We start from the raw sequence: 21805 nt of genomic DNA, 5'->3' as shown, positions 1-21805 counted from the left end.
ACTCCTCGAAAATGCTACGCATTTCCTTCGTGAGGTGTCTATTCAAGAAGCTTATTCAAAGTCCTATGGGAGGATAGTACATGGTGAGATCCCACAAGGAAGCTCACCGTACGCCCATGGAAAGCGAGTGATTTCCCGGACCTCCAAACCGTTACTACCGTAACGAAAACAAATATATCTTGAAACTGAGTCTTCCATTAAAGGGAGCTTTATCTGAAATTCATGGTAAGAAGGTATGTAATGCCAAAAAGTCGTTCAACCGGGACAGCAGGTTGAATGACTTTCTTTACATTAACACATCTTTTTCTATTTGCTTCATGTGGTAGAAATATCCTTTTTTATCTATTAATTCGTTATACGTACCTGCTTCGATCACTTTTCCTTGCTCCATAACGATAATTTGATCCATTTTTTCAAGCCCTGTCAAGCGGTGGCTGACTAAGACGAGCGTATCGTTTTGGGCCTGGTGTAACAGGTGGGCATAAATGTTTTTCTCTGTCAGCGCATCAATCGATGAAGCTGGTTCATCTAACAACCATAAACGCTCTCCTTTTAACATCGCCCTTGCAATGGCCAGGCGCTGTTTTTCACCACCAGAAAGGTTCTCCGCCTTTTCTAATACCTGATCATCTAAAGAAAATTGCTGTAATTCTACTTTCTTCAGTACTGAATTCAACGTTTCGTCAGTCAAGCTGTTATGTGCAATCAGTAAATTTTCCCGGATCGTACCATAAAAGAAATGGTTTTCTTGCAGGACCACATTCGTTTTGCTCCACAAGTCATCTTTGGAGATATGATTAACCTCGCTGTCTTCAATATAGACCTCTCCATTATCAGTACCGAAAATTCCCAGAAGCAATTGCAGCAGGGTGGATTTTCCTGAACCACTGGGACCAACAATCGCCGTCTTCGAGCCGGCAGGCAATTGAAACGATACTTCCTCTATTGCCGGTTTTCTTTCTCCTGGAAATGTATAGGATACCTTTTTAAACTCGATTGCCAGTGCCTGTTTGTTCGGTATCTTTACGGATGAAGGAGGACTAGTTTCTGCTTCAGAACCTTCTACAACAGAATAAAGTCGCTCTGCTGCTCTGCGATTATCTTCCAAATGATCTGGCAGCACAGCCATCGGTGTTGCATTTTCAAACATGGTTAATGTAATCATGACTAGCATTGCCAGAAAGACACCGTCAAGTTGACCTTCTGTAACCAAAAACGCACCCACTGTCAGCACTAGCCAGGAAACCGTAAAAGACGCCATGGAATTAATAGCATGATTAAACATGGCTGTATCCCCTTCACGTTCCTGTTCAAAAATGTAAGCCTCCGATGCATTGGTTAGTTGTGCCTCTTTTCCCTCAAGTTTTCGATATATTTTCAAATCCAAGAACCCATAAAGTAACTCGGTCGCCTCTGTGGACAAATCAGCCCTTGCTTCCCTCATTCGGCTCTTCATTTTTGTCTGCCTGATTGTAAACCAGGCTGGGATAATCAAACCTGTCATAATCAAACCGATAAATATAAGAAGCGCAATCCACCACGAATAGAAAACTACAAAAAAAATCGTGCTTAAAAATACCAAAATTAATAGGATCGGGGGATAAAACACGCGTAAAAAGAAGTTTTGCAAGTTTTCCACATCTCCAACAATCCGTGCAAGTAAATCTCCACTTCGATACTTTTCAAATATGCGGGGAGCCAGGGGTTCAAGTTTCTCAAAAAAAGAGGTACGGATATTACTAAGCATGGTAAAGGTGGCACGATGAGAAAAATAACGCTCGCCATAGCGGCTCAAGGCTCGAAAAAAACCCATCAGTTTCACACCTGCAATCAAAAATGCGAGTGTATATAATGGCGGAGCCAATGCCGCTTTTGATACTAAGTATCCGCTTACCCCAAACAGCACAATCGCTGTCATGCCGGCGAGATATCCGAAAAGAACAGACAGGAAGATATCTTTTTTTTCTGTCACTATTTCCTTTAGAACATATTTCAAGTAAATCATTCCGATCTACCCCCTTGCTGTGCTGTCACCATCTCACGATAGGCAGGTGTACTACTCAGTAATTCCTGATGAGATCCTTGAGCAATCAGTCTACCTTTATCCAAAAAAAGAATTTTATCTGCGTTTTTAATCGTATGAAGACGGTGTGCGACTGTAATAACCGTAGATTTCTTAGCAAGTGCTTCGATTGAGTGCTGTAATATACGCTCTGTCTCCAGATCCAGCCCTGTTGTTGGTTCATCAAACAGGATGATCGAAGGCTTTTTCAAAAAGGCTCGAGCTAGTGCAACCCGTTGCATCTCCCCGCCAGAAAGCCCCCGGCCCGCTTCACCGATTGCAGTATCCAAACCTTGTTCAAGAGAGTGGAGGAGCCCGGAAATTCCTGCTTGTTCAGCAGCCCTCTCCACTTCTGTTCTTGTAACCTCTTTCTCGATACCGATAGCTATATTATCTGCAATTGTACCTGCAAATAAATAGGGGTGTTGTGAAATATAACTTAATTGCTGAAACCATGCCGCTTCTTCGTAATCATATAACTGCTTGTCATCTACTTTTATTCTGCCTTTTTCGGGAGTGATCAACCCGGCTATCAAATAAAGGAGTGTTGTCTTTCCTGAACCACTTCTACCTGCAATTGCTATTTGTTGGTTAGAGGGAAGCTCAACATTGATATCCTCCAGAGAAAATCCATTCTCCTGATACCGAAAACTAATATCGTTCAAGCTAATAGTAGGCGGTTCATTAATTGTAAACCCTTGTCTTCCCCACTCTGGTATGTTTTCTTCTTCTTCTAATTCTTTCGTTATCTTGTCAGCTGCTCCCATACTTCCACGTCCAGTATGGAAAGCACTACCTAAGTCTTTAAGTGCCGTATAAAATTCAGGGGCAAGCACAAGTACAAAGAAAGCTGTAAAGAAACTGATGTTATCAAATACAATCAAACGCAGCCCTGCCTCAAGGGCGATAATCCCAATACTCAACATGGAAATGAACTCTAAGGTCAATGAAGAAACGAAAGCCAGCTTCAGCACTTCCATAGTGGCATCCCTGAATTTGATACTGCTGTTTCTTATTTTTTCCTGTTGCCGTCCAGCCTGACCAAATAATTTAAGTGTGGTCAAACCTTGTAATATATCCAGAAACTTTCCTGAGAATGCCGCCATTTCTTCCATTTTTTCTTCAGATTTAGCCTTCGTTTTCATTCCAATGATAGCCATAAAAATCGGTATAAAGGGAGCAGTAATCAACATGATGACTCCAGTTGGTGTATGGAAATAAAACGCTGTTCCGATGATCATCAATGGAACAATGGAGCTCTGGATCACTTGCGGCACATATTGACTGAAATAGCTATCAATTTCATCCACTGCATCCAGCATCACACTGACTTTCTGCCCTGTTTGTCCTTTAAATGAAACCTGTATAGGGTTTCTGGTATATTTACGTAATAAAGACCTGCGAATATCAGCTTTTACATTAGCAGCCATTTTAACACCAGTCCGCCCACTCCAGTACGTTAACGCAGCCCTTGCAATCATCACTACTAACAAGCCGGCTAAACTTGGCAGAACACCAGAGAATGACAGCCCCTGCAAAAAAATGCTGTCGACCACCGAAACAAACAGATAAGCCTGTCCTATAACCATAGTCCCTGTCAGTAAAGCAATCATGGCCAGCATTACTCGTTCTTTTTTTTGCTGCTTTGCAATAGCTTTTAAGTCAGTCATAAGTATTTCAGTCTCCCATAAGAATATCGTGAATATTTTCACATATATATTATATATCAAATCGACTGTTCAAATAAATTCAAAGGTCTTAATAGAAAACGCCCGTATCCTGGTTAAGGGTTCTTACCGCCGGAAAGGGGATAGCCTTATTCAGCAGAGTATAATAGGGTGACCTTTTTTACATAAGTAAAGCTTAGAGCCACTGTGTACTCTAAGCTTTTTTGATACTTAAGGTTATTATGCGTCCTTTTCTTATAGCAATTGCATTTTTTCGATGTATTGCAAACTACTAGGTAAAACTCCATCTTTCATCATAAAACTGAAACGCTTATTTTTTTTAATGTTTACTGGCAATGCATCAAAAAGTACCGGTCCCTCTGTTTCAAAATAATGCTCCTGCTTTTCAATGGATTCGATTCTTGCGAAATAGATGTTTTTTATAATCGTACCACCTTTACCATCCACATGATATTGCCCAAGGTACACCAATTCTTTAATATCTGCCCCTGTCTCTTCTTTTACTTCTCGATAAGCTGCTTCTTCTGCTGTTTCACCTGTTTCGACTTTTCCGCCTGGAAATTCAATACCACGATCCTTATGCTGGGTGAGCAGCCATTTATTTTTGTAACTGCATATCACCCAGACATGCTTAGGGTTTTTGGAAAAAGGGTGATTATCAAAAGATAATTTTACTTCATTATTATAGTAATCATAAAATGTCTTCATCGCCGCTTCAACTGCCTTTGACTGCTTCGTTAATTACTTATGTTCTATCTCCTGAATTCGCCACTCGCCGTCATATATAAAGGTAATGGCAATTTTATAGTCACCGTAAAGTTCATTATTATTCTTTTGGATGACCTTCTTATGATTCTTATCTATATCGATGGTATCATAAGGTTGGCCATTTACAAACCAAGGCGGCGTTTCTGTTGGAAGAATATAAAGACCTGATTGCTTTTCTTTATAATAAAAATCAACATATTCTTTAGCGGCTTGCCTTGTCGCAATTGGCTCAAACCCATCAAGCAATGCTTCTTTACTGTCATAATTTAAAACTTTATAATTTTCGTCTGTCTCCTGAACCAAATGTTCCATAAACTGGTCCGTACGTTCTTCAATCGTCGCTTTTCCCAGGCTCTCTTTACTTTCCTTCTCATTACTGGAGGCCGTTTTTACTTCCACATCCGTTACGGCTTCCTGATGCATGTTAACTTGTTTAGGTTCTTCCGCATTCAGGGATGCCCCGGTTTGAACAAAAAGCGCTAGCGGAACAGCTATCACAATCGATTTGACCAATTTCGCTGTTGAAGTTTTTTTCATTGTTGTCCACCCCTTGATGTTCTTGTTTTATATAATCAGTATTCCTGTTCCAAATCTTCCATAAACCCTTTTTGCTAGCAGATAATTAAAAATAAATACAAAAAAAACCGTAAACATTATAAATGTCTACGGCCTTCGGTAGAATCATGATTTTCAAGGATTCCCATACTTCCAATATGTTCTTTTGTCTTTTCGTCTCCTAACTCATATACCCTGTGGAATACTGTCAGCAGGCCATCATCAAATTCAGCATTTGGTTCATCATTATGATAATGGCGAAAGGGAAGATGCGCCCTCCAAAATGCACGTTGGTCCGAATTATATATTTCATCAAAAAAGGCGCGAAGTTCCAATACTTCTTCTTCAGTCGCGTAAATTGTGAAGATATCATTATTCCCATCATGGTTGACTGAAATCTCCTGGGAACCAATATTTACGTAATATTTGTTTCTTTCCATGATAACCCTCCTCATCTTACCAATAGTTTTTACAAACTAGAGAAGAATTATCATGATTTTTCTACTTAATAGCTAATGAAAGAAAACGCAGCATCAACAACGATGGGGACAAACTTTGCAATATCCACTGTCCTCATGCAATTTATAGCTTAAACAGCAGCATTTCCTTTCCCGAGTTCCATTTGGCAACTTTGGCTGATAGCTGAAATAATGGAACGGGTTCTTCTCTTCTCCAAAACTGGAGCCATCCAATTCATGTACGATGAAATGAAAATCATCACGGATTTGTGCCATCCGTTCTTCATCAAAATGATTCTCAGCATAGCGTTCATAAAACCAATAGAGATATATAGCGAAGTTTTCCCATAATACGCTCATGGATAGTCTGGTCAATTGGTTGATCTGAAAAAATATAGGTCGGACATGTTCCGAGAATAATTCGGTCAGTTGATCACGTAACCAAGCGTGACGGTTAACCGCCACAGGTTCCTCTGCGTCCTTAGAAACAAATGTAAGCTTCGGAAACCACTTCTTCTCCTCATCTAGACGTACGAGCCTTATATTCTCCGGTCGATAATCCGGGCATTTGTCGAACGCCGATATCATCGCCAAAACGCCTGTCACAATATAATAACTGTAACGTTTTGAAAAAATAGACGCTGTAGTCAAGTAAAAATCGGATTCCATAAAAGCATGGATATCGTCTAATTTTTTCTGTAGCGTCTGTTTATCCAATAGCTCGGAAGCATTGATCATCTCATAAGGTTCGATCCCTTTCTGTATTCGTGAAACATATCGGAAGTGGTCTTCCAAAAAGGTTTCTTCTTTTTCAGTCAGTCGAGTCATTGTATTCACCTCAATGCACTGTCCATTCCATATAGTATAAGTTCTTTTTTTTGCTAATATTCCAATTATAAGTCTATGGGGCTCGGTGAACTGTGTCAATGAATTTGATAATCATTTTCATTCACGAAACTTAAAAAAATATGGAAATTTTGTGTCGTGAGATATGCTCCCATCTATATTAAAAAATTAGTAATTCAGCTTATATGCAGTTCCTTGGAAAATGGTTTCATAAAAAAAACGAGTATGAAACCACAAAGTTACATACTCGTTTTTCCCTTTAAAAATCATATTCTTTCAATATTTTTTTGGTGATCAGCTGATATCCTTCTTCTGTCGGGTGCAGCTCATCGCTGAAATACTTATCCGACTTCTTATCGAATAATCCATTCGTTTCAATGAATTTTGTTCTACTATAATCACTAACGATTTGCTGACTAAGGCTGTTCCAATCTCGCACCACTTGATCTAATTCTTCAGAAGAAGGAAATGGGTTGTAGAGGCCTAAGAATAATATAGGAGCTTCTGCATTCTTGTCACGTATTATCGTCAATATTTCATTTATGTTATTTTCATAGTCTATTTTTCCTTGTTCGATACGTTTTTCATAAACCTTCGCAAGATCACCGCCATTACTATGAATTAAATCATTGGTTCCGATAAAGATGATAAAGTAATCGGCATCTTCTATATTTTTCGTCACATTCTCTTTATCCAACTGCTGCAGTAAGCCATCGGACTGCTGGCCGGGAATACCATAATTATGGACCGTTACTGGACCTTCGTGATTTTTACTCAATAAGGTTTGCAGATCGCCTACATAGCCATTCCCTGTATTATCCCCGACACCATAGGTGAGCGAATCTCCTAAGGCGACTAATTCCTCCTGCTTTTCCGCTTTTTGTTTCTGATTTTGTCCAAGAAAATAAGTAACCGCTGCGATAATGACCAAAATGATTGTGATTGTTATAAGTAGTTTTTTCATAGGCCCTCCTAGAAACTGTGAAATACCCTTCCCTTTATGAGGATAAACCTCTCCCCAAAAATTGGAATGTCTTTCATTAAGTTTCTAAGATTTAAAACTTAGCTTATATCAGGTTGGAATATATAAGAATTTTGGGTCACAAATTGCAAATACTCTTCATCCACTTTAAAACCTATCCCTGGATCCAATGGGACTTTTATTCTTCCTTGTTTGACTTCAACCTCCGGTATGATCAAATCCCGTTCCCAAAAACGGGCAGAAGCAGATATATCCCCAGGAATAATGAATCCATCAAGGGACGCCAGCGCGATATTATGAGCCTTAGATATCCCGGACTCCACCATCCCTCCGCACCAGACAGGAATATTGTTTTTTCTACTCCACTCATGGATTGCAAGTGCTTCCGTCATCCCTCCCACACGGCTGATTTTAATGTTGATTATTTGGCAGCTCCCCATGAGAACTGCCTGTTTGACATCAGCCAGAGAGGTTAAACTTTCATCCAGGCATAGAGGGGTATCCAACTGATTTTGCAACTGTTGGTGAAGATAGAAATCTCCGGGACGAAATGGCTGTTCAATCATCATCAAACCCTTGGAATCCAGTGATTGTAAATAAGGGATATCCTTTTCTTCATAGAGACCATTGGCATCAATCATGAGAGGAAGAGAAGGAGCATAAGCTTTGATTTCGTCAATCATCTGCCCTTCTTTATACTTTTCTATTTTCAGCTTATAGCGCCTGTACCCTTCGTTCTGATAGTTAGCGATCACTTCTTCAAGCTTATCCGCAAGGCTCAGTACAACACCCGATTCCACATACGATCGACTTCCACCGATCAGCTGGCTGAGACTTTTGTTTAATTGTTTTCCATACAAATCCCATAACGCTGCTTCTAACCCGGCTTTTGCCATGCGATTACCCTGCCAGATTGACAATTGGCTGGCCATGTTGGATGGATGGACAATTTGGTGCCAATTAACAGCAGGAAGGAATATTCGTCTTAATACCAACCAGGCGGATTCGCTTGTTTCTGACGTATAAAAGGGGGTAGAAAAAGCTGTCACTTCTCCAAAACCCTTTCTTCCTTCTATATCCATTATTTCTATAATAATTAGCTCCCGGTCATTGACCTGGCCGGCATGTGTCTGAAAGGGATACCTCAGGGGCATCTCAATTTTACGCATGCGAATCTCTGCTATATTCATCCTTTGTCACCATCAACTTTTCGTAAATACAGGAGTTCCCGCCTCATCAGCTTGTTAGAGGCATTGCGAGGAAGCTTGTCTACAAAGTGAATCTCCTTCGGACATTTATAGCTTGCCAGTTCACTATTACAAAATTGAAGCACATCCTCTTCCCGAATTGCACCACTAGTATCGGAAACTATAAATGCGACAGGTACTTGTCCCCATTTTTTATCCTTTATGCCTGTAACACCAGCCTCCCTAATACCTTCCATCCCTGACAGTACACTTTCTATCTCAGCAGGATAGATATTTTCCCCGCCCGAAATAATCAAATCTTTTCTCCTATCGACCACGTGAAGGAATCCTTCGTTGTCCTGATAGCCAAGGTCCCCGGTTGCAAGCCATCCATCTGACATAACCTCAGCAGTTGCTTCCTCCCGTTTATAGTAGCCAGTAGTCACCATGGGTCCCTTCACTTTAATTTCGCCCACTTCCCCCATGGCTGCGTCGATTTTAAGACTTGCTGTACTTAAGGGTTTTCCAGCTGATCCGAGTTTCCTCAGAGCATCTTTAGGATTTAAGGTAACTATTTGTGATGCCGTCTCTGTCATTCCATAGGTTTGGAAGACCGGGATCTTTTTATCTTTCGCTTTTTCTAAAAGCGGCTTTGGCGCTGGTCCACCTCCCAGCAGTACCCCGCGGAAATAGTCAGGCAGCTGCTGCTCTCCTAACTCGCTCATCATCCGCTGCAACATGACGGACACTGCCGATAACATGGTAACACCTGTTTGACGGATGTTATTTATGACCGCTTTTTCTTCAAAACGCTTCATTAACAAAATTGGCATGCCATAGACCACATTTTTAATCAACGCGGAGAATCCACTGACATGAAACACCGGTAAACATACCAGCCATTTCTCAGAGGGGGAAAGACTGAGATTAAGAGCGGAGCTTACTGCACTGGCCCAATGGTTTCCATAAGTCAACTGTACCCCTTTAGGATTACCGGTCGTTCCTGATGTGTACATGATCGTGAAAAGATCACCTAAGTTTATTTCTGTTTGCATATGTGTTGGCTGGGCCTCTTCAAGATGAATTTCCCGAAATTCCACAATCTTCTCCCGACTAAGGCCGGCTCTATGCGCTGCATCGCCAGCTACAGAATGGAATTCCGGTTCTGTAACCATAAGCGCGGCTTCAGCATCTTGCAGTTGAAAAGCAAGTTCTTTAGCTGTAAGACGAGTATTCAGCAATACAATGACTGCACCGATATAACTAAGTGAGTGGATAACGATGGGCATTTCTATCCGATTAGAAGAAAGAACTGCTACATGGTCCCCTTTTTTAACGCCCGATTTTTCAAAATAAGCAGCGTATTGCAAGCTTTTTTCGTGAAGTTCCTGATAAGAGAGGGTGGCACCATCATCCATTTCGATTGCTGTTTCGCCTGGATTCAATTCTGCCTGCTTCAGCAGCCAGTGAGGGATAGTCGTTATCATGTCATAAGCCTCCTTAAATCTTTAAAATAGTCCAATTACTTATTTGTTATGTAAAAAGCTCACTCAGTTTCGAGACTTTAGGTAGCGAATATGGTGGCTGGGAAAACGGATCGCTTTCCGTGGGCATGTGGTGAGCTTCCTCAGGCTTCGCCTTGCGGGATCTCACCGCTCATGTTCATCCCACAGGACTTTGAATAAGCTTCTTGAATTGACACCGCACGAAGGTAGCATTTTCGAAGAGTCTCACCGTTTTTCCAGCCACCTTACGTTTGTTAGTTTCTCGAAACTTCTATCAGAAATAGAGTACTTTTGGAGCAGAAAATACGGTCAATTTACCATTGTAATAGGATACTCATCACAAAATAGGGATGTACTTTCCAAACACGATTTCGAGTATCTTATATGGCAAGGGGCGTGGGGGAACGGGGAGACTCCTACGGGAAAAGAGTTCCAGGTGAGACCCCGTAGAGCGTTAGCTCGAGGAGGCTCAACGAACTCCCGTGGAAAGCGACTCGTTCCCCCACACCCTAAACTATCACAAACATCTCGAAATCAAGTCTTCGACTTTTCGGGCCTATAATTTAATGATCAATTATAACGGTTAACAGAGCCATGTAAAAAAGAGAAGAAAGCATCAGCTTCCATGCTTGTGCACGAACTGATGCTTTCCCCTTTGTTTGTCCTGACTTGTTCCAATTCCGATCAAGGGAAACGCGGGAACTGTTTGAAATCAGGTTTTCTCTTCTCTTTAAAGGCGTCACGGCCTTCTTTTGCCTCATCGGTAGTGTAATAAAGTAAAGTTGCATCTCCACCCATTTGCTGAAGTCCTGCAAGGCCATCTGTATCTGCATTAAAGGATGCTTTTAGGAAACGTAAAGCAGTCGGTGACTTTTCAAGCATTTCCTGGCACCATTGTACGGTTTCTTTCTCCAATTCTTCCACTGGTACAACCGTATTGACCAAGCCCATGTCCAATGCCTCCTGTGCATCATATTGACGGCACAGGTACCAGATTTCGCGTGCTTTCTTATGACCGACAATACGAGCAAGCAGCCCTGCGCCGTAGCCGGCATCAAAGCTTCCCACTTTAGGGCCTGTCTGACCAAAAATGGCGTTGTCAGCCGCAATGGTCAAATCACAAACTACATGCAGAACATGCCCGCCACCAATTGCATAGCCTGAGACCATGGCAACGACTGGCTTTGGAATAACACGGATTAAGCGCTGCAAGTCCAGTACATTCAGGCGAGGGATTTCATCTTCTCCTACATAACCGCCATGCCCACGTACTGATTGGTCGCCACCGGAACAAAATGCTTTGTCTCCAGCTCCTGCCAATACGATGACGCCTATTTTGGAATCATCTCTTGCATAAGTAAAAGCATCCAGCAGTTCGTTAACCGTTTGTGGACGGAAAGCATTACGAACTTCCGGACGGTTGATGGTGATTTTTGCAATACCATCATATGTTTCATAAAGAATATCTTCGTAGTTTCTTTCGTTTACCCATTCAATAGTCATGGAAACTCCTCCTTTAAAACGCTTTCCGCTTTTTATTCTAGCACGAATTCGCTGACAATTTCAGCAAAAAGCTTCGGTTGTTCGACATGAACTGCATGTCCAGCCTCCCGGATCACGTGCAGCGAGCTATCTGATATCTTGCTTTTCATACGTTCATTGATAGATACAAACTTCTTGTCCGACTCGCCCACAATCAGTTGGACTGGCAATTCCAGCTGCTCCAACCGTTCCCACCATGATGGCTGGACACCAGTTCCCATGCCGCGGAGTGACAGGGCTAAACCATCTGCAGACTGGCTCAACCTTTCTTCCCGAATTTTTCTTTTCACTTTCTCCGGGAGTCTTCGTTGGGAATCAAATAGGGGAAGGTTTTCCCAAAAGTCGACAAATGATAAAATCCCTTCATCTTCTAACTTTTTGGCCAGTCTTTCATCCTTACTAATCCTTGCTTGCTGATCCTCATTCGATTCCAACCCGGGAGAGGCGCTTTCTAATATAAGTTGTGCGATATAATCGGGATATAATGCCGCAAAGGAAAGAGCCGTTCTCCCTCCCATGGAGTATCCTGTCAGATTAAAAGTTGAAAGATTTAATTCGTCTGCTAAGCTCTTCAAATCATGACAGGCACGTTTCATCGATAATTTGTGACCGGTGTTATAAATCGTTTTTCCATGCCCGGGCAGGTCAATCGTTATCACTTGAAACCCCTTTTTTATTAGTAGCCCAGCTACGTCATCCCACGTCCGAGTGCTTCCGGTAAAACCATGCAGAAACATCATAGGAAGTCCTTGGCCATTGATTTCCACCCAGTATTTTGTGCCATCAATTGTATAGTACATAACGATCAACCCTTTAACTGTTTGCCAATCGCTTCTTTGACACTTTCCCATTTCGCCCTATGATAAGGAACATTTTCTTCTCGTCTCGTCCGGACCTCTATCACCGATAAACCGGATGAAACATAACTTTCAGCCAATGCATTTGTATATTCATCCCAAGATTCTGCAAGGCAATAAGAGCCGCCATAAGCTTCCACAAATGGTTGAAATTCAATGCCCATGGGAGTACCGAACAACTCCTCATAATGTTCAGGATGGCTGGCTTGGGGCAAGTAGGAAAAGATACCGCCTCCATCATTATTTATCAGAACAACAGTGATGTTAAGGTTCTTTTGTTTAGCAATCAACAGCCCATTCATGTCATGGAAAAAGGATAAATCTCCAATCAGCAATGTTACCGGTTTACCATTGGCACCTGTACCCAGGGCGGCAGACACGACACCATCAATTCCGTTTGCGCCCCGGTTAGCCATGATATCGACTGCTTTTGGCGTGGTCATGAAGAAAGTATCAACATCACGGATAGGCATGCTGTTTCCGACATATAAAATAGACTGGTCAGGTATCACTTCAGCAAGCTTTACTACTGCATGTCCTTCATTCATTCCTTCTTCAGGTGATTCCGCAAGCAGCAGATCTTTCGCAATCTGATTCATATTCTTCCAGGTTTCAAGCCAGCTATTTTCCACAATAGGCTGATCCAGCCGTTCAGCTAACTGCTCAGCAAAAATAACAGGGTCGGCATAGATAGCTGTAGTCTCGACGCCTGCTGGTTCACGGTAGCCTGCCTCCGGTTCCACTATGAAGTGAAGCGGGGCATTCAAGGAAGTCAGCCACTGCAAGTAAGGCTTAGAAACCGGCATCGCTCCGAAACGAATAATAAACTCCGGCTGCAGTGTCTGTTTAATTTCATCATGCTTTAAAATAGCATCGTACGTCTCGATGATATTATTTTTTTCATACTTATTTGCTCTAAGCTGGGACAGTGGGTCTGCCAATACAGGAGCGCCGATACGCTTAGCCAAATAGGCGAGGGCTTCACCAAGCACAGGGTCCATCTGCGGTCCGCAAACAATGAGTCCTTTTGAAAACCCTTTGAGTTTTTCAATCAGACTATCCAAATATCCACGATCTATTGCCCGCTTGCCAATGACCGGACTCCGTTCTTTTGTAGCACTGTCAGCTTCCCATAAACCTGGTAAAGTAAAGTCAGGTATCAGCGGTTCCCGTAACGGAAGGTTGATTTGGACCGGGCCATCATTCCCAAGAATAGCTTCCTGAACAGCACGGCCAGCGGTAGTCTTTGCATACTGGAGCATTTTTTCGCTCCCTTCTGGCAATGCAAGGTCATGGAACCACTTTACGTACTCCCCGTACAAGTTCAGCTGCTCTATTGACTGGGGAGCCCCTACATCCCGAAGCTCATGAGGCCGGTCGGCAGTAAGTACAACTAAAGGAATCCTGCTGTAGAAAGCTTCAATCACAGCAGGATAATAATTGGCAGCAGCGGTACCGGAAGTACATACCAGCGCTACAGGTCTTCTTCGTTCTTTTGCCATGCCAAGAGCAAAGAAGGCAGCCGAGCGTTCATCCAGGTTAACCCAATGATTAATTTCATCGTATTCAGCACAGGTCATGGCGATTGGAGTAGAACGAGAGCCAGGCGATATAACTACATCCCGTACCCCCGCCTCCACTAATCCTTGCACAAACTTGGCCATGTACCTGGTCAGTGTCTCGGTGTGTTCCATTATGCTCCTCCTAGTACGGCTAACATCGGTGTAAACTTTATTGCTGTTTCTTCATATTCCATTTCGGGATCCGAATCTTTTACTACGCCACATCCTGAAAATAGGGATGCCCTATTCTGTTCAATCAATGCAGATCTAATGGCCACGGCGAATTCCCCATTTTGATTCGAGTCGAACCATCCTACTGGACCGGCATACCAGCCTCGATCAAGGGGTTCAAACTCCCGGATATATTCAATCGCTTCCTCTTGCGGCAATCCACCTAACGCCGGTGTTGGGTGGAGACGGGCAACGACATCCAATAATGTATGTCCCTGCTTTAATCTTGCCCTTACTGGTGTATAAAGATGCTGAAGATTCTTTAATGGATAAAGTACAGGCGAAGCTGGAATATCGACGTTTTCACTGCAGGCTTCAATCGCATCACGTATCATTCGCACAACAAACTGGTGCTCCTCCAGATTCTTTTCGTCCGCCAGCAGTTCCTGCCCCAGCTGTTCATCCTGTTCGGTTGTTTCCCCGCGGGGGATTGTCCCGGCCAGACAGGTAGACAATAAGTTTTGATTTTCCACTTTAACCAGCCGTTCCGGGGTAGCCCCGACAAATTGGGTACCCTCACTTTCAAATGCGAAAATATAACTGTTCGTCTGAGTATCATCCAGATGTTGAAGTACTTGAGCTATGTCAACATTGTCATCAAACTTCAACTGCATTTCCCGTGCCAGCACTACTTTATCCACCACTCCGGCTTCAATATCATCCGTTGCTTGCTTAACCAACAGCTTCCATGCTTCTGGTTCAATTTCGGTTTGTTCCAAAATTTCCGGGGTACTAAAAGAACGGTTATTACATTGCAACAATAACGCCTTCGCTTCTTCCCACTGGAATTTCAACTGTTCTTTATGGTCATCCGGGTAAATGATGGCATTAATGGTAAGATAATGATCACTTCCCACTTTTGTCATTAAATAGCCCGGAATTTCCAGCTGACTGTTTTCAAAAGAAGCCCACAGTTCGGTGCTTTCTTTGAAAGGATCAAAGCTGAAACCACCCATGGCTACCGGACCGGTTCCCTTTTGCTCATAGCGATCGAACCTGTAGGCGTGCTCCATCAGCTTCTTCCATTGAAATTGGATATCCTGAAAACGGTCGTTTTTTGGTGAAGCTAAACGTACAGCCGCACCAACTCCTGCCATTACAAAGTCTTCATCCGCACTTTTCCAAAAAAGTCGGGAATCACCCATCACGGATGCTCCCGCATAAAACAAAATCGGGTCAATTGGTTCTATATAATCAACGAAACTTACCAGCTGTTGCTTATTGGTCTGTTTCGCTTTATTCAATGCCTGATCTATGACTTCATCCAGTGTCGCTGCTTCTGTATGAATCATACGTGTCCCCCCTGAGTACCAGGAATGATAGTCTTAGAGAATACTAAGAATAAGCCCTATATAAGTCACCCTGCTCACGAACGGGTGTATTACTTGCATCCTGTTTTTCACTTCCTTTTCTATTTTATTCTCTTTTTGAACAGGACTCAAGGAATCCCTACTTATATCCAATAGTTTCTTACATAGATTGACACTTTCTACTTGATTCCATAAACTTAAGATTGATTGTAATAATTTGATAGAAATAAAGGGAGAGAACAACTATGAATCCTGTGCAAGGTGAAGATATAAAGGCTTCCTTGAATGAAAAGGGAGGTTTTCAAGTGTGGTGGCGGCTGCTTCGCCCCCATACGTTGACAGCAGCATTCGTCCCAGTATTTATTGGAACGATGCTGGGCGTACTAGATGGTGGCTTTCATGCAGGTCTGTTTCTTGCGATGCTGACAGCTTCCATATTGATACAGATCGCAACCAATATGTTCAACGAATATTATGATTATGTAAGAGGTCTGGATAATGAAAACTCCGTTGGTATCGGGGGTACAATTGTCAGGGATGGCATTTCCCCTAAAACGGTATTAGCGTTGGCGCTTTCTTTATTCGGCGCTGCTATCCTGCTTGGTATTTATATTTCAGTAACAACCAGCTGGTGGGTTGCTGCTATCGGTGCTATTTCCATGTTATTCGGTTATTTATATACCGGTGGTCCTTATCCAATCGCTTATACTCCATTTGGCGAATTGGCAGCAGGATTCTTCATGGGCACCATCATTATCGGCATCAGTTATTTTATCCAAACCCTTACCATCCACGGAGGAGTCATTTGGATCTCCATACCAGTCGCCATTTTTGTTGGCGCCATCTTACTTGCCAATAATATCCGGGATTTAGATGGAGATAAAGAAAACGGACGGAAGACAATTGCCATCCTGTTAGGAAAACAAGGGGCTATCCGCTTTCTTGGGGCATTATTCACCACAGCCTATCTTTTAACATTGATTTATATCATCATTGGCCTATTGCCATTATTGAGCTTCCTCGCGTTTTTGAGCATAAAGAAAGCAGTACCGGCAGTAAAAGGATTCATTGGTAAATCACAGCCAATTGAAATGATGCCGGCCATGAAGGCCACCGCTCAAACCAATACAATCTATGGTTTCTTATTGGGTGTCTCTTTGTTACTACAAATCTATCTACCTATTTAACATCAAGCGGCAAAGGATTTTTGCCGCTTCTTTTTACATCCTGTGATGTTTTATTGAAGATTTTACGGGAAATAATTACAAAGGAATGAGTGTAATGGAATTACAATTCGACAATACGATGATGGAAGCTTTAGGGATGGAAGTAAAAGAACTGGAGAAAGACAAGGTGGTCATGACGATGCCGGTCCATGCTGCGACTCACCAGCCACTGGGATTTCTTCATGGGGGAGCCAGTGTCGCGCTTGCAGAATCAGCAGCAAGTATCGGCGCGTTCCATAATATTAATCCGGAAACACATCGCGTATTTGGAGTTGAAATCAACGCCAACCATATCAAAAGTAAACGTGAAGGTGTTGTGACAGCTACTGCTGTACCGTTCCACATTGGCAGGAACACGATGGTTTGGGAAATTAAAATCACCGATGAAGCCGAAAAGCTTATTTCCATCTCTCGCTGTACGATTGGTGTAGTTCCTCTATAACGATACTAGTGTTTCGAAAGGAGACGAAGCCATGCTAAATGATAAACAAATCCAGGATTTCAAAAAACGATTATTGGAAATGAAAAAGGAAACAGAACAGGATCTTGAAAAACATAGCGACTCTCTGGGAAATCAAGACTCCTCTGCAGAAAGCCATCAGGAATTATCTGATATGCCTGACCATCCCGGCGACCATGGGACAGAACAATTTGAGCGTGCCAAGGATCAGACTTTTTACGAAAAAGCACGGGAACGTATGATGGAGATAGAAGATGCCCTGCAACGAATCGAAGACGGAAATTACGGACTTAGTGAAAAATCAGGCGATCCAATCCCTGTCGAAAGATTGGAAATCGAACCTACCGCTCGCTATACAGTAGAAGAGAGCCAAGAGATAGAAGGACGGTAATATACCGTTCTTCTTTTTTATAAAAGTCGAAGACTTGATTTTGAGATATTTTGAGGTCCGTTACCAAATCCGAAGTAAGAGCGGCTAGGAATCGTTATTTCCTGGGGAGTTTATTTGCCACGTTATTGGCCTTTACTTTTTTTCAAATGAATTCCGATCAAACCTTCTTTCCATGGATGTAAAAAGCCTTGCCTGTATCAATCATGCAGGCTTCTAGACTTGGAATTTATGTCAGGTTGAGACTTTTATTGCGCAAGTCATGGCTATAGTAATGGATTTATCTTGAATTAGGCGCCCTTCTTGTTTCGAGCAGGAGCTGCCGATAAGATGTTTGCTTTTTTAAACCTCCTTACCTGCCTTCGTATATAACAGAAGGCAAGTATTTCTTCCTCATTTACCCGAAGGACTTTAACAACCCGATGGGTAAAATCATTGCCTTTGCTGAGATAGATCAACTCAATTGTTTTGCCATCTTCCTTCGCTCGACTTAGGATGTTATCTATGTTCTTCATTCCGCCACCTCCGAAAACGAACATCTGTTCTTATTATACCCTTATCGTATTCGGTAGTACACATGAAAATTCATCCATAACTCCTAAATAATTTAAAAGACTTCCGATTTTGTGGCTAATAAAAAGAGAGACGGAATCCCTCTTCTCCTGCTACAGGAAAAATAGTAAGCTTTATCGCAGCATTCGCCCCGTTCAGCTTACTATTTTCCCGATGGAGCTCTGAGAAATTTCCAAACTCTCACTAATTCCTTATCTGGTCAAATACATTGTTCTTAATCCTCTAATGGATTAAGGCTTTCTTTTCCTGTCATGTTAGCAATCATCTCCACCAGTAAATCAATTTCCTCATCGATATCTTTGATGCTGGCCGTTTCTACTGGAGAGTGCATATATCGAAGCGGAAGAGAAACCAGGCTTACCGGCACCCCTTTTCCTGTCAGCCTCATTCTGTCGGCATCTGTCCCTGTAGCTCTTGGAGTCAGTTCATATTGCACCTTCATTTCAAGCGATTTTGCTGTTTTTTCAAGTAGTTGATTGATCTTCCGGTTGATCGGTGCACCTTTAGCCAATACGGGTCCACCTTCTAAACGGACATCTCCATATTTGTTGGTATTGACACCTGGATAATCGGTTGCAAAAGTGACATCACAGGCAATCGCCATGGTTGGTTCAATACCTGCTGCTGCAAAATAGGCACCGCCCATATTTGTCTCTTCATTGACAGTGGAAGCGGCATAGACACCCACTTTCAATTTTTTCTTTGATAGTCTGCGAACTACTTCCCCAACAATAAAAGCGCCTGTTCTATTATCAAGCCCTCTTCCAGATACATAGCGATCCATCATCAATTCAGGCTCCCGCTTATAGACCGCCAAATCACCAATTTGTACTAGTTCTTCCATTTCCTCTTTTGATTTTGCTCCACAATCAATAAATAGATCTTCCAGACCAAAGTCATCCTTAATCCCACCATGATGCTGGGCGTTAACCCCAATGACCCCTGTCACTGTTTTTTGATAACCGAGTACTTGTACTTTCATACCGATTGCAGCTTTGGGATTAATTCCGCCCATTTTGTCAAAATGCAGGTAGCCTTTCTCATCTATCCGATTGATGACCAATGCGATTTCGTCACAATGTCCAGCTAAAAGTATTTTGAAATCAGCTTTGGGATTGAGGACAGCAATTGCATTGCCCGCGAGATCGGTGAGCATTTTATCAGCATAAGGGCTAAATTCTTTCATCCATTTCTTTTGGATCTCCATTTCCATACTGGAGGGAGATGCTGTACTTAATAATTCAAGTAAAAAGTTCCTACGTTGTTGTTCCATATAATTTCCTCCTTCTACCACTGCTTTCTCCATCATACCAAAAAAACAAATCGTAGATGAGAAGCTTTTTATATGAAAGATGGCCTATGTTAGATAAGCTACTTTTACACTTTGATAACTTATTAAAATTGTGTGCATGAATCATTACAAATCGGGGAATGGATTCTTGATATGTTCAATATTATGAGGAGGAGCTAACATGAATTTGGAAGAGTGGTTTGAAAAAGGAATAACTGCACAAGAGTATGTAGATTCAATGGGTAAATACCAAAAAGATTTTATTCATATATATGAGAACTTCCATATTCCCACGGAAGATCAGCCTTTTTTTGAGCACTTGCAAAAACAAAATTTACGAGTAATCGTTTTAACAGAAGATTGGTGCGGAGATGCCATGCTAAACATACCGATTTTACTAAAATTCGCTGAGGCAGGGCACATGAATGTTCATTTGTTATCACGTGATGAAAACCCGGAATTAATGGATGATTATCTGACTGGTGATGCCAGGTCCATTCCTATCTTCATTTTTATTGACCCGGAAGGAAATGAAGTCACCCATTGGGGACCAAGGGCAGAAGCTATTCAACAATTTATCGAAAAATCCAGAAACAGTCTGCCTAACAAAGATCCAAAAGATTACCAACTAAAAGAACAGCAAATGTTTCAATTCATCACGAAAGCTTACCGTGATAACCAGGACTTTTGGAGCGAAGTATATGACAGTTTAAAACAGTCGCTTGGACAGTTGGAATCAAGCCTGCCATAACACGGCAGGCTTTTTTACTTTTGTATGATATAAGAAAAGGTTGTCTATACTGGATGTTAGAAAAGCTTGCCTCGTTATCTTTAATTTTAAAACCCTACCACCATATACCTTAGTAGCTTAAAAGGAGGCGTACTTGTATGTATGGTTTTGTTCAGTTTTATTTCCGTTTACCAATCTTTGTGCGCCTTTTGCTCACGGTCATTATGTTTATGATATTTTTCGGAAGTATCATCCATTTACTTGAGCCCAGTCATTTTCCCACACTTTTTGATGGCGTATGGTGGGCTTTCGTCACAGGATCGACGGTAGGCTACGGAGATTATGTACCATTAAGCACCATAGGAAGGATTGTTGCTATTTTACTGATTCTAGCAGGTGGAGGCCTCCTGACTTTTTATATGGCAACTATATCTGCGGGAACGATTAAATATGAACGTGATTTATCAAGTGGAAAAGTCGCCTTTAAAGGTGAAAATCATATTATCGTGGTGGGATGGAATGAACGCACAAGACAACTGATCGATATCATGCAAAAACAAAAAGACCCGGAAAAAGTAGTGGTCATTGATAAGACAATGAAAACCCTCCCCTACCGGAAATATCCGGTTCATTTTATCCGTGGTGATTTTTACGAAGATAAAACGTTATTGATGGCAAATATCACCAAAGCTCGTAAAGCTCTGATAACCGCTGACCCTTCGCAATCGGAAGATAAGGCAGATCAGGCAGTTATATTAGGTATTGTTGCGATGAAAGGATGTAATCCAGATCTTAACATAACGGCTGAAATCCTTACCGAAAAACAAGTCATCAATGCTGAGCGGGCAGGAGCGAAAGATGTCATCCGATCCAATGATTTTATGAGTTCTTTATTTTACCATGAACTATATCGGAACGACCCTGTCCAGCCATTTGAATTGTTATTGAAAATATTGACGGAGGAACAGTTTTATGAACTCACCCCTCCTACCCATTTAATTGATGTACCCTTTTCAACGGGGGCAGCTTACTATGCTGAAAAAACTTCCATCCTCATTGGATTGCTAAGAAAAAATTCTTTGTTGATTAATGTCGATCCACAGGAATCAATACGTGAGGACGACCGACTGGTGTTATTGTCATCGAAGTAAATGAGATTCCAGTTCTCTTACTAGTTCTCTGCCTATTTCAACATATTTATCAGGGATCGAAGCATCCGGGTCAACAGGTTCAGAAAATTGGTCAATGGAAGCTTTACCGACACCCACATGTACGTGGTCGTCCATCCCTCGCTGATACTTATGGGAAAGTAGAAAAGGTTCGCCTAATTCAACTGTTACATGGTAGTCGTCTAAGGAACCTTGTTTTGCTTGAAACGGAACACGCAGAAACTGGTAACCTCCCTCATCGGCAATCTTATAATCAAAATAACCATGGTCGTAATCCCAATTACCACCTATTTGATAACCTAAAGGTTTCAAGGTCTGTTCTAATTCGCTCAAAGTGAAAGCTTCACCTGTCAATTTTGAAGTTACAGGAATCACAATCATCACTCCTTTCTTGTTACCTTCCCCAAAATGGTTG

21 protein-coding genes are annotated in these 21805 nt (G+C 42.0%); 5 read left to right on the top strand and 16 right to left on the bottom strand.

Going from position 1 to position 21805, the window contains the following annotated elements; genetic code table 11:
- Positions 1-286: 286 nt before the first annotated feature.
- The 13 genes from cydC to FHS45_RS10835 all read right to left on the bottom strand — a co-directional run bounded on the left by cydC (position 287) and on the right by FHS45_RS10835 (position 15535).
- On the bottom strand, positions 287-2005 hold the full coding sequence (gene cydC / locus FHS45_RS10895; protein ID WP_062440725.1) for a thiol reductant ABC exporter subunit CydC: 1719 nt from the start codon (positions 2003-2005) through the stop codon (positions 287-289).
- Entirely contained in the window at positions 2002-3732 is a 1731-nt protein-coding gene (gene cydD / locus FHS45_RS10890) for a thiol reductant ABC exporter subunit CydD (RefSeq protein ID WP_062440728.1), read from the bottom strand. The genes cydC and cydD overlap by 4 nt, the downstream gene beginning before the upstream one ends.
- Before the next feature lie 252 nt (positions 3733-3984).
- Positions 3985-4458 carry an RNA deprotection pyrophosphohydrolase gene (gene ytkD / locus FHS45_RS10885; protein WP_062440731.1) on the bottom strand — a complete coding sequence of 158 codons (474 nt, stop codon included), beginning with the start codon at positions 4456-4458 and terminating at the stop codon, positions 3985-3987.
- Between the two features lie 33 nt (positions 4459-4491).
- On the bottom strand, positions 4492-5055 hold the full coding sequence (locus FHS45_RS10880; RefSeq protein WP_062440734.1) for a hypothetical protein: 564 nt from the start codon (positions 5053-5055) through the stop codon (positions 4492-4494).
- Between the two features lie 116 nt (positions 5056-5171).
- The gene (locus FHS45_RS10875; RefSeq protein WP_062440737.1) at positions 5172-5513 is read right to left on the bottom strand and encodes a hypothetical protein; all 342 of its coding nucleotides are present in this window, start codon (positions 5511-5513) and stop codon (positions 5172-5174) included.
- A gap of 93 nt (positions 5514-5606) precedes the next feature.
- Positions 5607-6359 (bottom strand): IucA/IucC family C-terminal-domain containing protein, encoded by a 753-nt coding sequence (locus FHS45_RS10870; RefSeq protein ID WP_062440740.1) that lies wholly within the window; start codon positions 6357-6359, stop codon positions 5607-5609.
- Between the two features lie 277 nt (positions 6360-6636).
- Positions 6637-7341 (bottom strand): DUF459 domain-containing protein, encoded by a 705-nt coding sequence (locus FHS45_RS10865; RefSeq protein WP_062440743.1) that lies wholly within the window; start codon positions 7339-7341, stop codon positions 6637-6639.
- 98 nt (positions 7342-7439) lie between these two features.
- The gene (gene menC / locus FHS45_RS10860) at positions 7440-8528 is read right to left on the bottom strand and encodes an o-succinylbenzoate synthase (RefSeq protein WP_229717819.1); all 1089 of its coding nucleotides are present in this window, start codon (positions 8526-8528) and stop codon (positions 7440-7442) included.
- Between the two features lie 17 nt (positions 8529-8545).
- On the bottom strand, positions 8546-10033 hold the full coding sequence (locus FHS45_RS10855) for an o-succinylbenzoate--CoA ligase (protein ID WP_062440748.1): 1488 nt from the start codon (positions 10031-10033) through the stop codon (positions 8546-8548).
- 702 nt (positions 10034-10735) lie between these two features.
- On the bottom strand, positions 10736-11554 hold the full coding sequence (gene menB / locus FHS45_RS10850) for a 1,4-dihydroxy-2-naphthoyl-CoA synthase (protein WP_062440751.1): 819 nt from the start codon (positions 11552-11554) through the stop codon (positions 10736-10738).
- Between the two features lie 32 nt (positions 11555-11586).
- Complete coding sequence (gene menH / locus FHS45_RS10845; protein WP_062440754.1) at positions 11587-12393, bottom strand: 2-succinyl-6-hydroxy-2,4-cyclohexadiene-1-carboxylate synthase; 807 nt, start codon at positions 12391-12393, stop codon at positions 11587-11589.
- Positions 12394-12398: 5 nt separating this feature from the next.
- Entirely contained in the window at positions 12399-14144 is a 1746-nt protein-coding gene (gene menD / locus FHS45_RS10840) for a 2-succinyl-5-enolpyruvyl-6-hydroxy-3-cyclohexene-1-carboxylic-acid synthase (protein WP_062440757.1), read from the bottom strand.
- Entirely contained in the window at positions 14144-15535 is a 1392-nt protein-coding gene (locus FHS45_RS10835) for an isochorismate synthase (protein ID WP_062440761.1), read from the bottom strand. Before FHS45_RS10835 ends, menD begins: the two co-directional genes overlap by 1 nt.
- A gap of 263 nt (positions 15536-15798) precedes the next feature.
- On the opposite strand from FHS45_RS10835, the gene FHS45_RS10830 reads away from it, so the two are divergent.
- The 3 genes from FHS45_RS10830 to FHS45_RS10820 all read left to right on the top strand — a co-directional run bounded on the left by FHS45_RS10830 (position 15799) and on the right by FHS45_RS10820 (position 17630).
- Entirely contained in the window at positions 15799-16740 is a 942-nt protein-coding gene (locus FHS45_RS10830; RefSeq protein ID WP_062440764.1) for a 1,4-dihydroxy-2-naphthoate polyprenyltransferase, read from the top strand.
- A 94-nt stretch (positions 16741-16834) separates the two neighbouring features.
- Positions 16835-17221 (top strand): hotdog fold thioesterase, encoded by a 387-nt coding sequence (locus tag FHS45_RS10825; protein ID WP_371872019.1) that lies wholly within the window; start codon positions 16835-16837, stop codon positions 17219-17221.
- A gap of 31 nt (positions 17222-17252) precedes the next feature.
- Positions 17253-17630, top strand: coding sequence for a TraR/DksA C4-type zinc finger protein (locus FHS45_RS10820; RefSeq protein ID WP_062440770.1), 378 nt, complete (start codon positions 17253-17255; stop codon positions 17628-17630).
- 287 nt (positions 17631-17917) lie between these two features.
- Here FHS45_RS10820 and FHS45_RS10815 read toward each other — a convergent pair whose 3' ends face one another.
- Entirely contained in the window at positions 17918-18142 is a 225-nt protein-coding gene (locus FHS45_RS10815; RefSeq protein WP_062440773.1) for a hypothetical protein, read from the bottom strand.
- Positions 18143-18414: 272 nt separating this feature from the next.
- Positions 18415-19473, bottom strand: a complete 1059-nt coding sequence (locus FHS45_RS10810) for a M20/M25/M40 family metallo-hydrolase (protein WP_062440775.1) — start codon at positions 19471-19473, stop codon at positions 18415-18417.
- Between the two features lie 199 nt (positions 19474-19672).
- On the opposite strand from FHS45_RS10810, the gene FHS45_RS10805 reads away from it, so the two are divergent.
- Both FHS45_RS10805 and FHS45_RS10800 read left to right on the top strand, forming a co-directional pair.
- Entirely contained in the window at positions 19673-20242 is a 570-nt protein-coding gene (locus tag FHS45_RS10805; RefSeq protein ID WP_062440778.1) for a thioredoxin family protein, read from the top strand.
- Between the two features lie 137 nt (positions 20243-20379).
- Positions 20380-21372 (top strand): ion channel, encoded by a 993-nt coding sequence (locus FHS45_RS10800; protein ID WP_062440781.1) that lies wholly within the window; start codon positions 20380-20382, stop codon positions 21370-21372.
- Here the strand turns inward: FHS45_RS10800 and FHS45_RS10795 are convergent.
- Positions 21361-21765 (bottom strand): YugN-like family protein, encoded by a 405-nt coding sequence (locus FHS45_RS10795; RefSeq protein ID WP_062440783.1) that lies wholly within the window; start codon positions 21763-21765, stop codon positions 21361-21363. The genes FHS45_RS10800 and FHS45_RS10795 overlap by 12 nt on opposite strands.
- Positions 21766-21805 lie beyond the last annotated feature (40 nt).

It is taken from the genome of Thalassobacillus devorans (genome assembly GCF_011761345.1).
Lineage (GTDB): Bacteria > Bacillota > Bacilli > Bacillales > Halobacillaceae > Thalassobacillus > Thalassobacillus devorans.
The sequence above is the reverse complement of the archived record's forward strand: the minus strand, read 5'-3'. Positions and strand labels throughout refer to the sequence as shown.

Coding starts and splice junctions, on each gene's coding strand:
- ytkD (WP_062440731.1), bottom strand. CDS start 4,458: ATGAAGACATTTTATGATTACTATAATAATGAAGTAAAATTATCTTTT.
- cydD (WP_062440728.1), bottom strand. CDS start 3,732: ATGACTGACTTAAAAGCTATTGCAAAGCAGCAAAAAAAAGAACGAGTA.
- menH (WP_062440754.1), bottom strand. CDS start 12,393: ATGTACTATACAATTGATGGCACAAAATACTGGGTGGAAATCAATGGC.
- FHS45_RS10835 (WP_062440761.1), bottom strand. CDS start 15,535: ATGATTCATACAGAAGCAGCGACACTGGATGAAGTCATAGATCAGGCA.
- menC (WP_229717819.1), bottom strand. CDS start 8,528: ATGCGTAAAATTGAGATGCCCCTGAGGTATCCCTTTCAGACACATGCC.
- cydC (WP_062440725.1), bottom strand. CDS start 2,005: ATGATTTACTTGAAATATGTTCTAAAGGAAATAGTGACAGAAAAAAAA.
- FHS45_RS10880 (WP_062440734.1), bottom strand. CDS start 5,055: ATGAAAAAAACTTCAACAGCGAAATTGGTCAAATCGATTGTGATAGCT.
- FHS45_RS10865 (WP_062440743.1), bottom strand. CDS start 7,341: ATGAAAAAACTACTTATAACAATCACAATCATTTTGGTCATTATCGCA.
- FHS45_RS10875 (WP_062440737.1), bottom strand. CDS start 5,513: ATGGAAAGAAACAAATATTACGTAAATATTGGTTCCCAGGAGATTTCA.
- FHS45_RS10800 (WP_062440781.1), top strand. CDS start 20,380: ATGTATGGTTTTGTTCAGTTTTATTTCCGTTTACCAATCTTTGTGCGC.
- FHS45_RS10830 (WP_062440764.1), top strand. CDS start 15,799: ATGAATCCTGTGCAAGGTGAAGATATAAAGGCTTCCTTGAATGAAAAG.
- FHS45_RS10820 (WP_062440770.1), top strand. CDS start 17,253: ATGCTAAATGATAAACAAATCCAGGATTTCAAAAAACGATTATTGGAA.
- FHS45_RS10855 (WP_062440748.1), bottom strand. CDS start 10,033: ATGATAACGACTATCCCTCACTGGCTGCTGAAGCAGGCAGAATTGAAT.
- FHS45_RS10810 (WP_062440775.1), bottom strand. CDS start 19,473: ATGGAACAACAACGTAGGAACTTTTTACTTGAATTATTAAGTACAGCA.
- FHS45_RS10870 (WP_062440740.1), bottom strand. CDS start 6,359: ATGACTCGACTGACTGAAAAAGAAGAAACCTTTTTGGAAGACCACTTC.
- FHS45_RS10805 (WP_062440778.1), top strand. CDS start 19,673: ATGAATTTGGAAGAGTGGTTTGAAAAAGGAATAACTGCACAAGAGTAT.
- FHS45_RS10825 (WP_371872019.1), top strand. CDS start 16,835: ATGGAATTACAATTCGACAATACGATGATGGAAGCTTTAGGGATGGAA.
- menD (WP_062440757.1), bottom strand. CDS start 14,144: ATGGAACACACCGAGACACTGACCAGGTACATGGCCAAGTTTGTGCAA.
- FHS45_RS10815 (WP_062440773.1), bottom strand. CDS start 18,142: ATGAAGAACATAGATAACATCCTAAGTCGAGCGAAGGAAGATGGCAAA.
- menB (WP_062440751.1), bottom strand. CDS start 11,554: ATGACTATTGAATGGGTAAACGAAAGAAACTACGAAGATATTCTTTAT.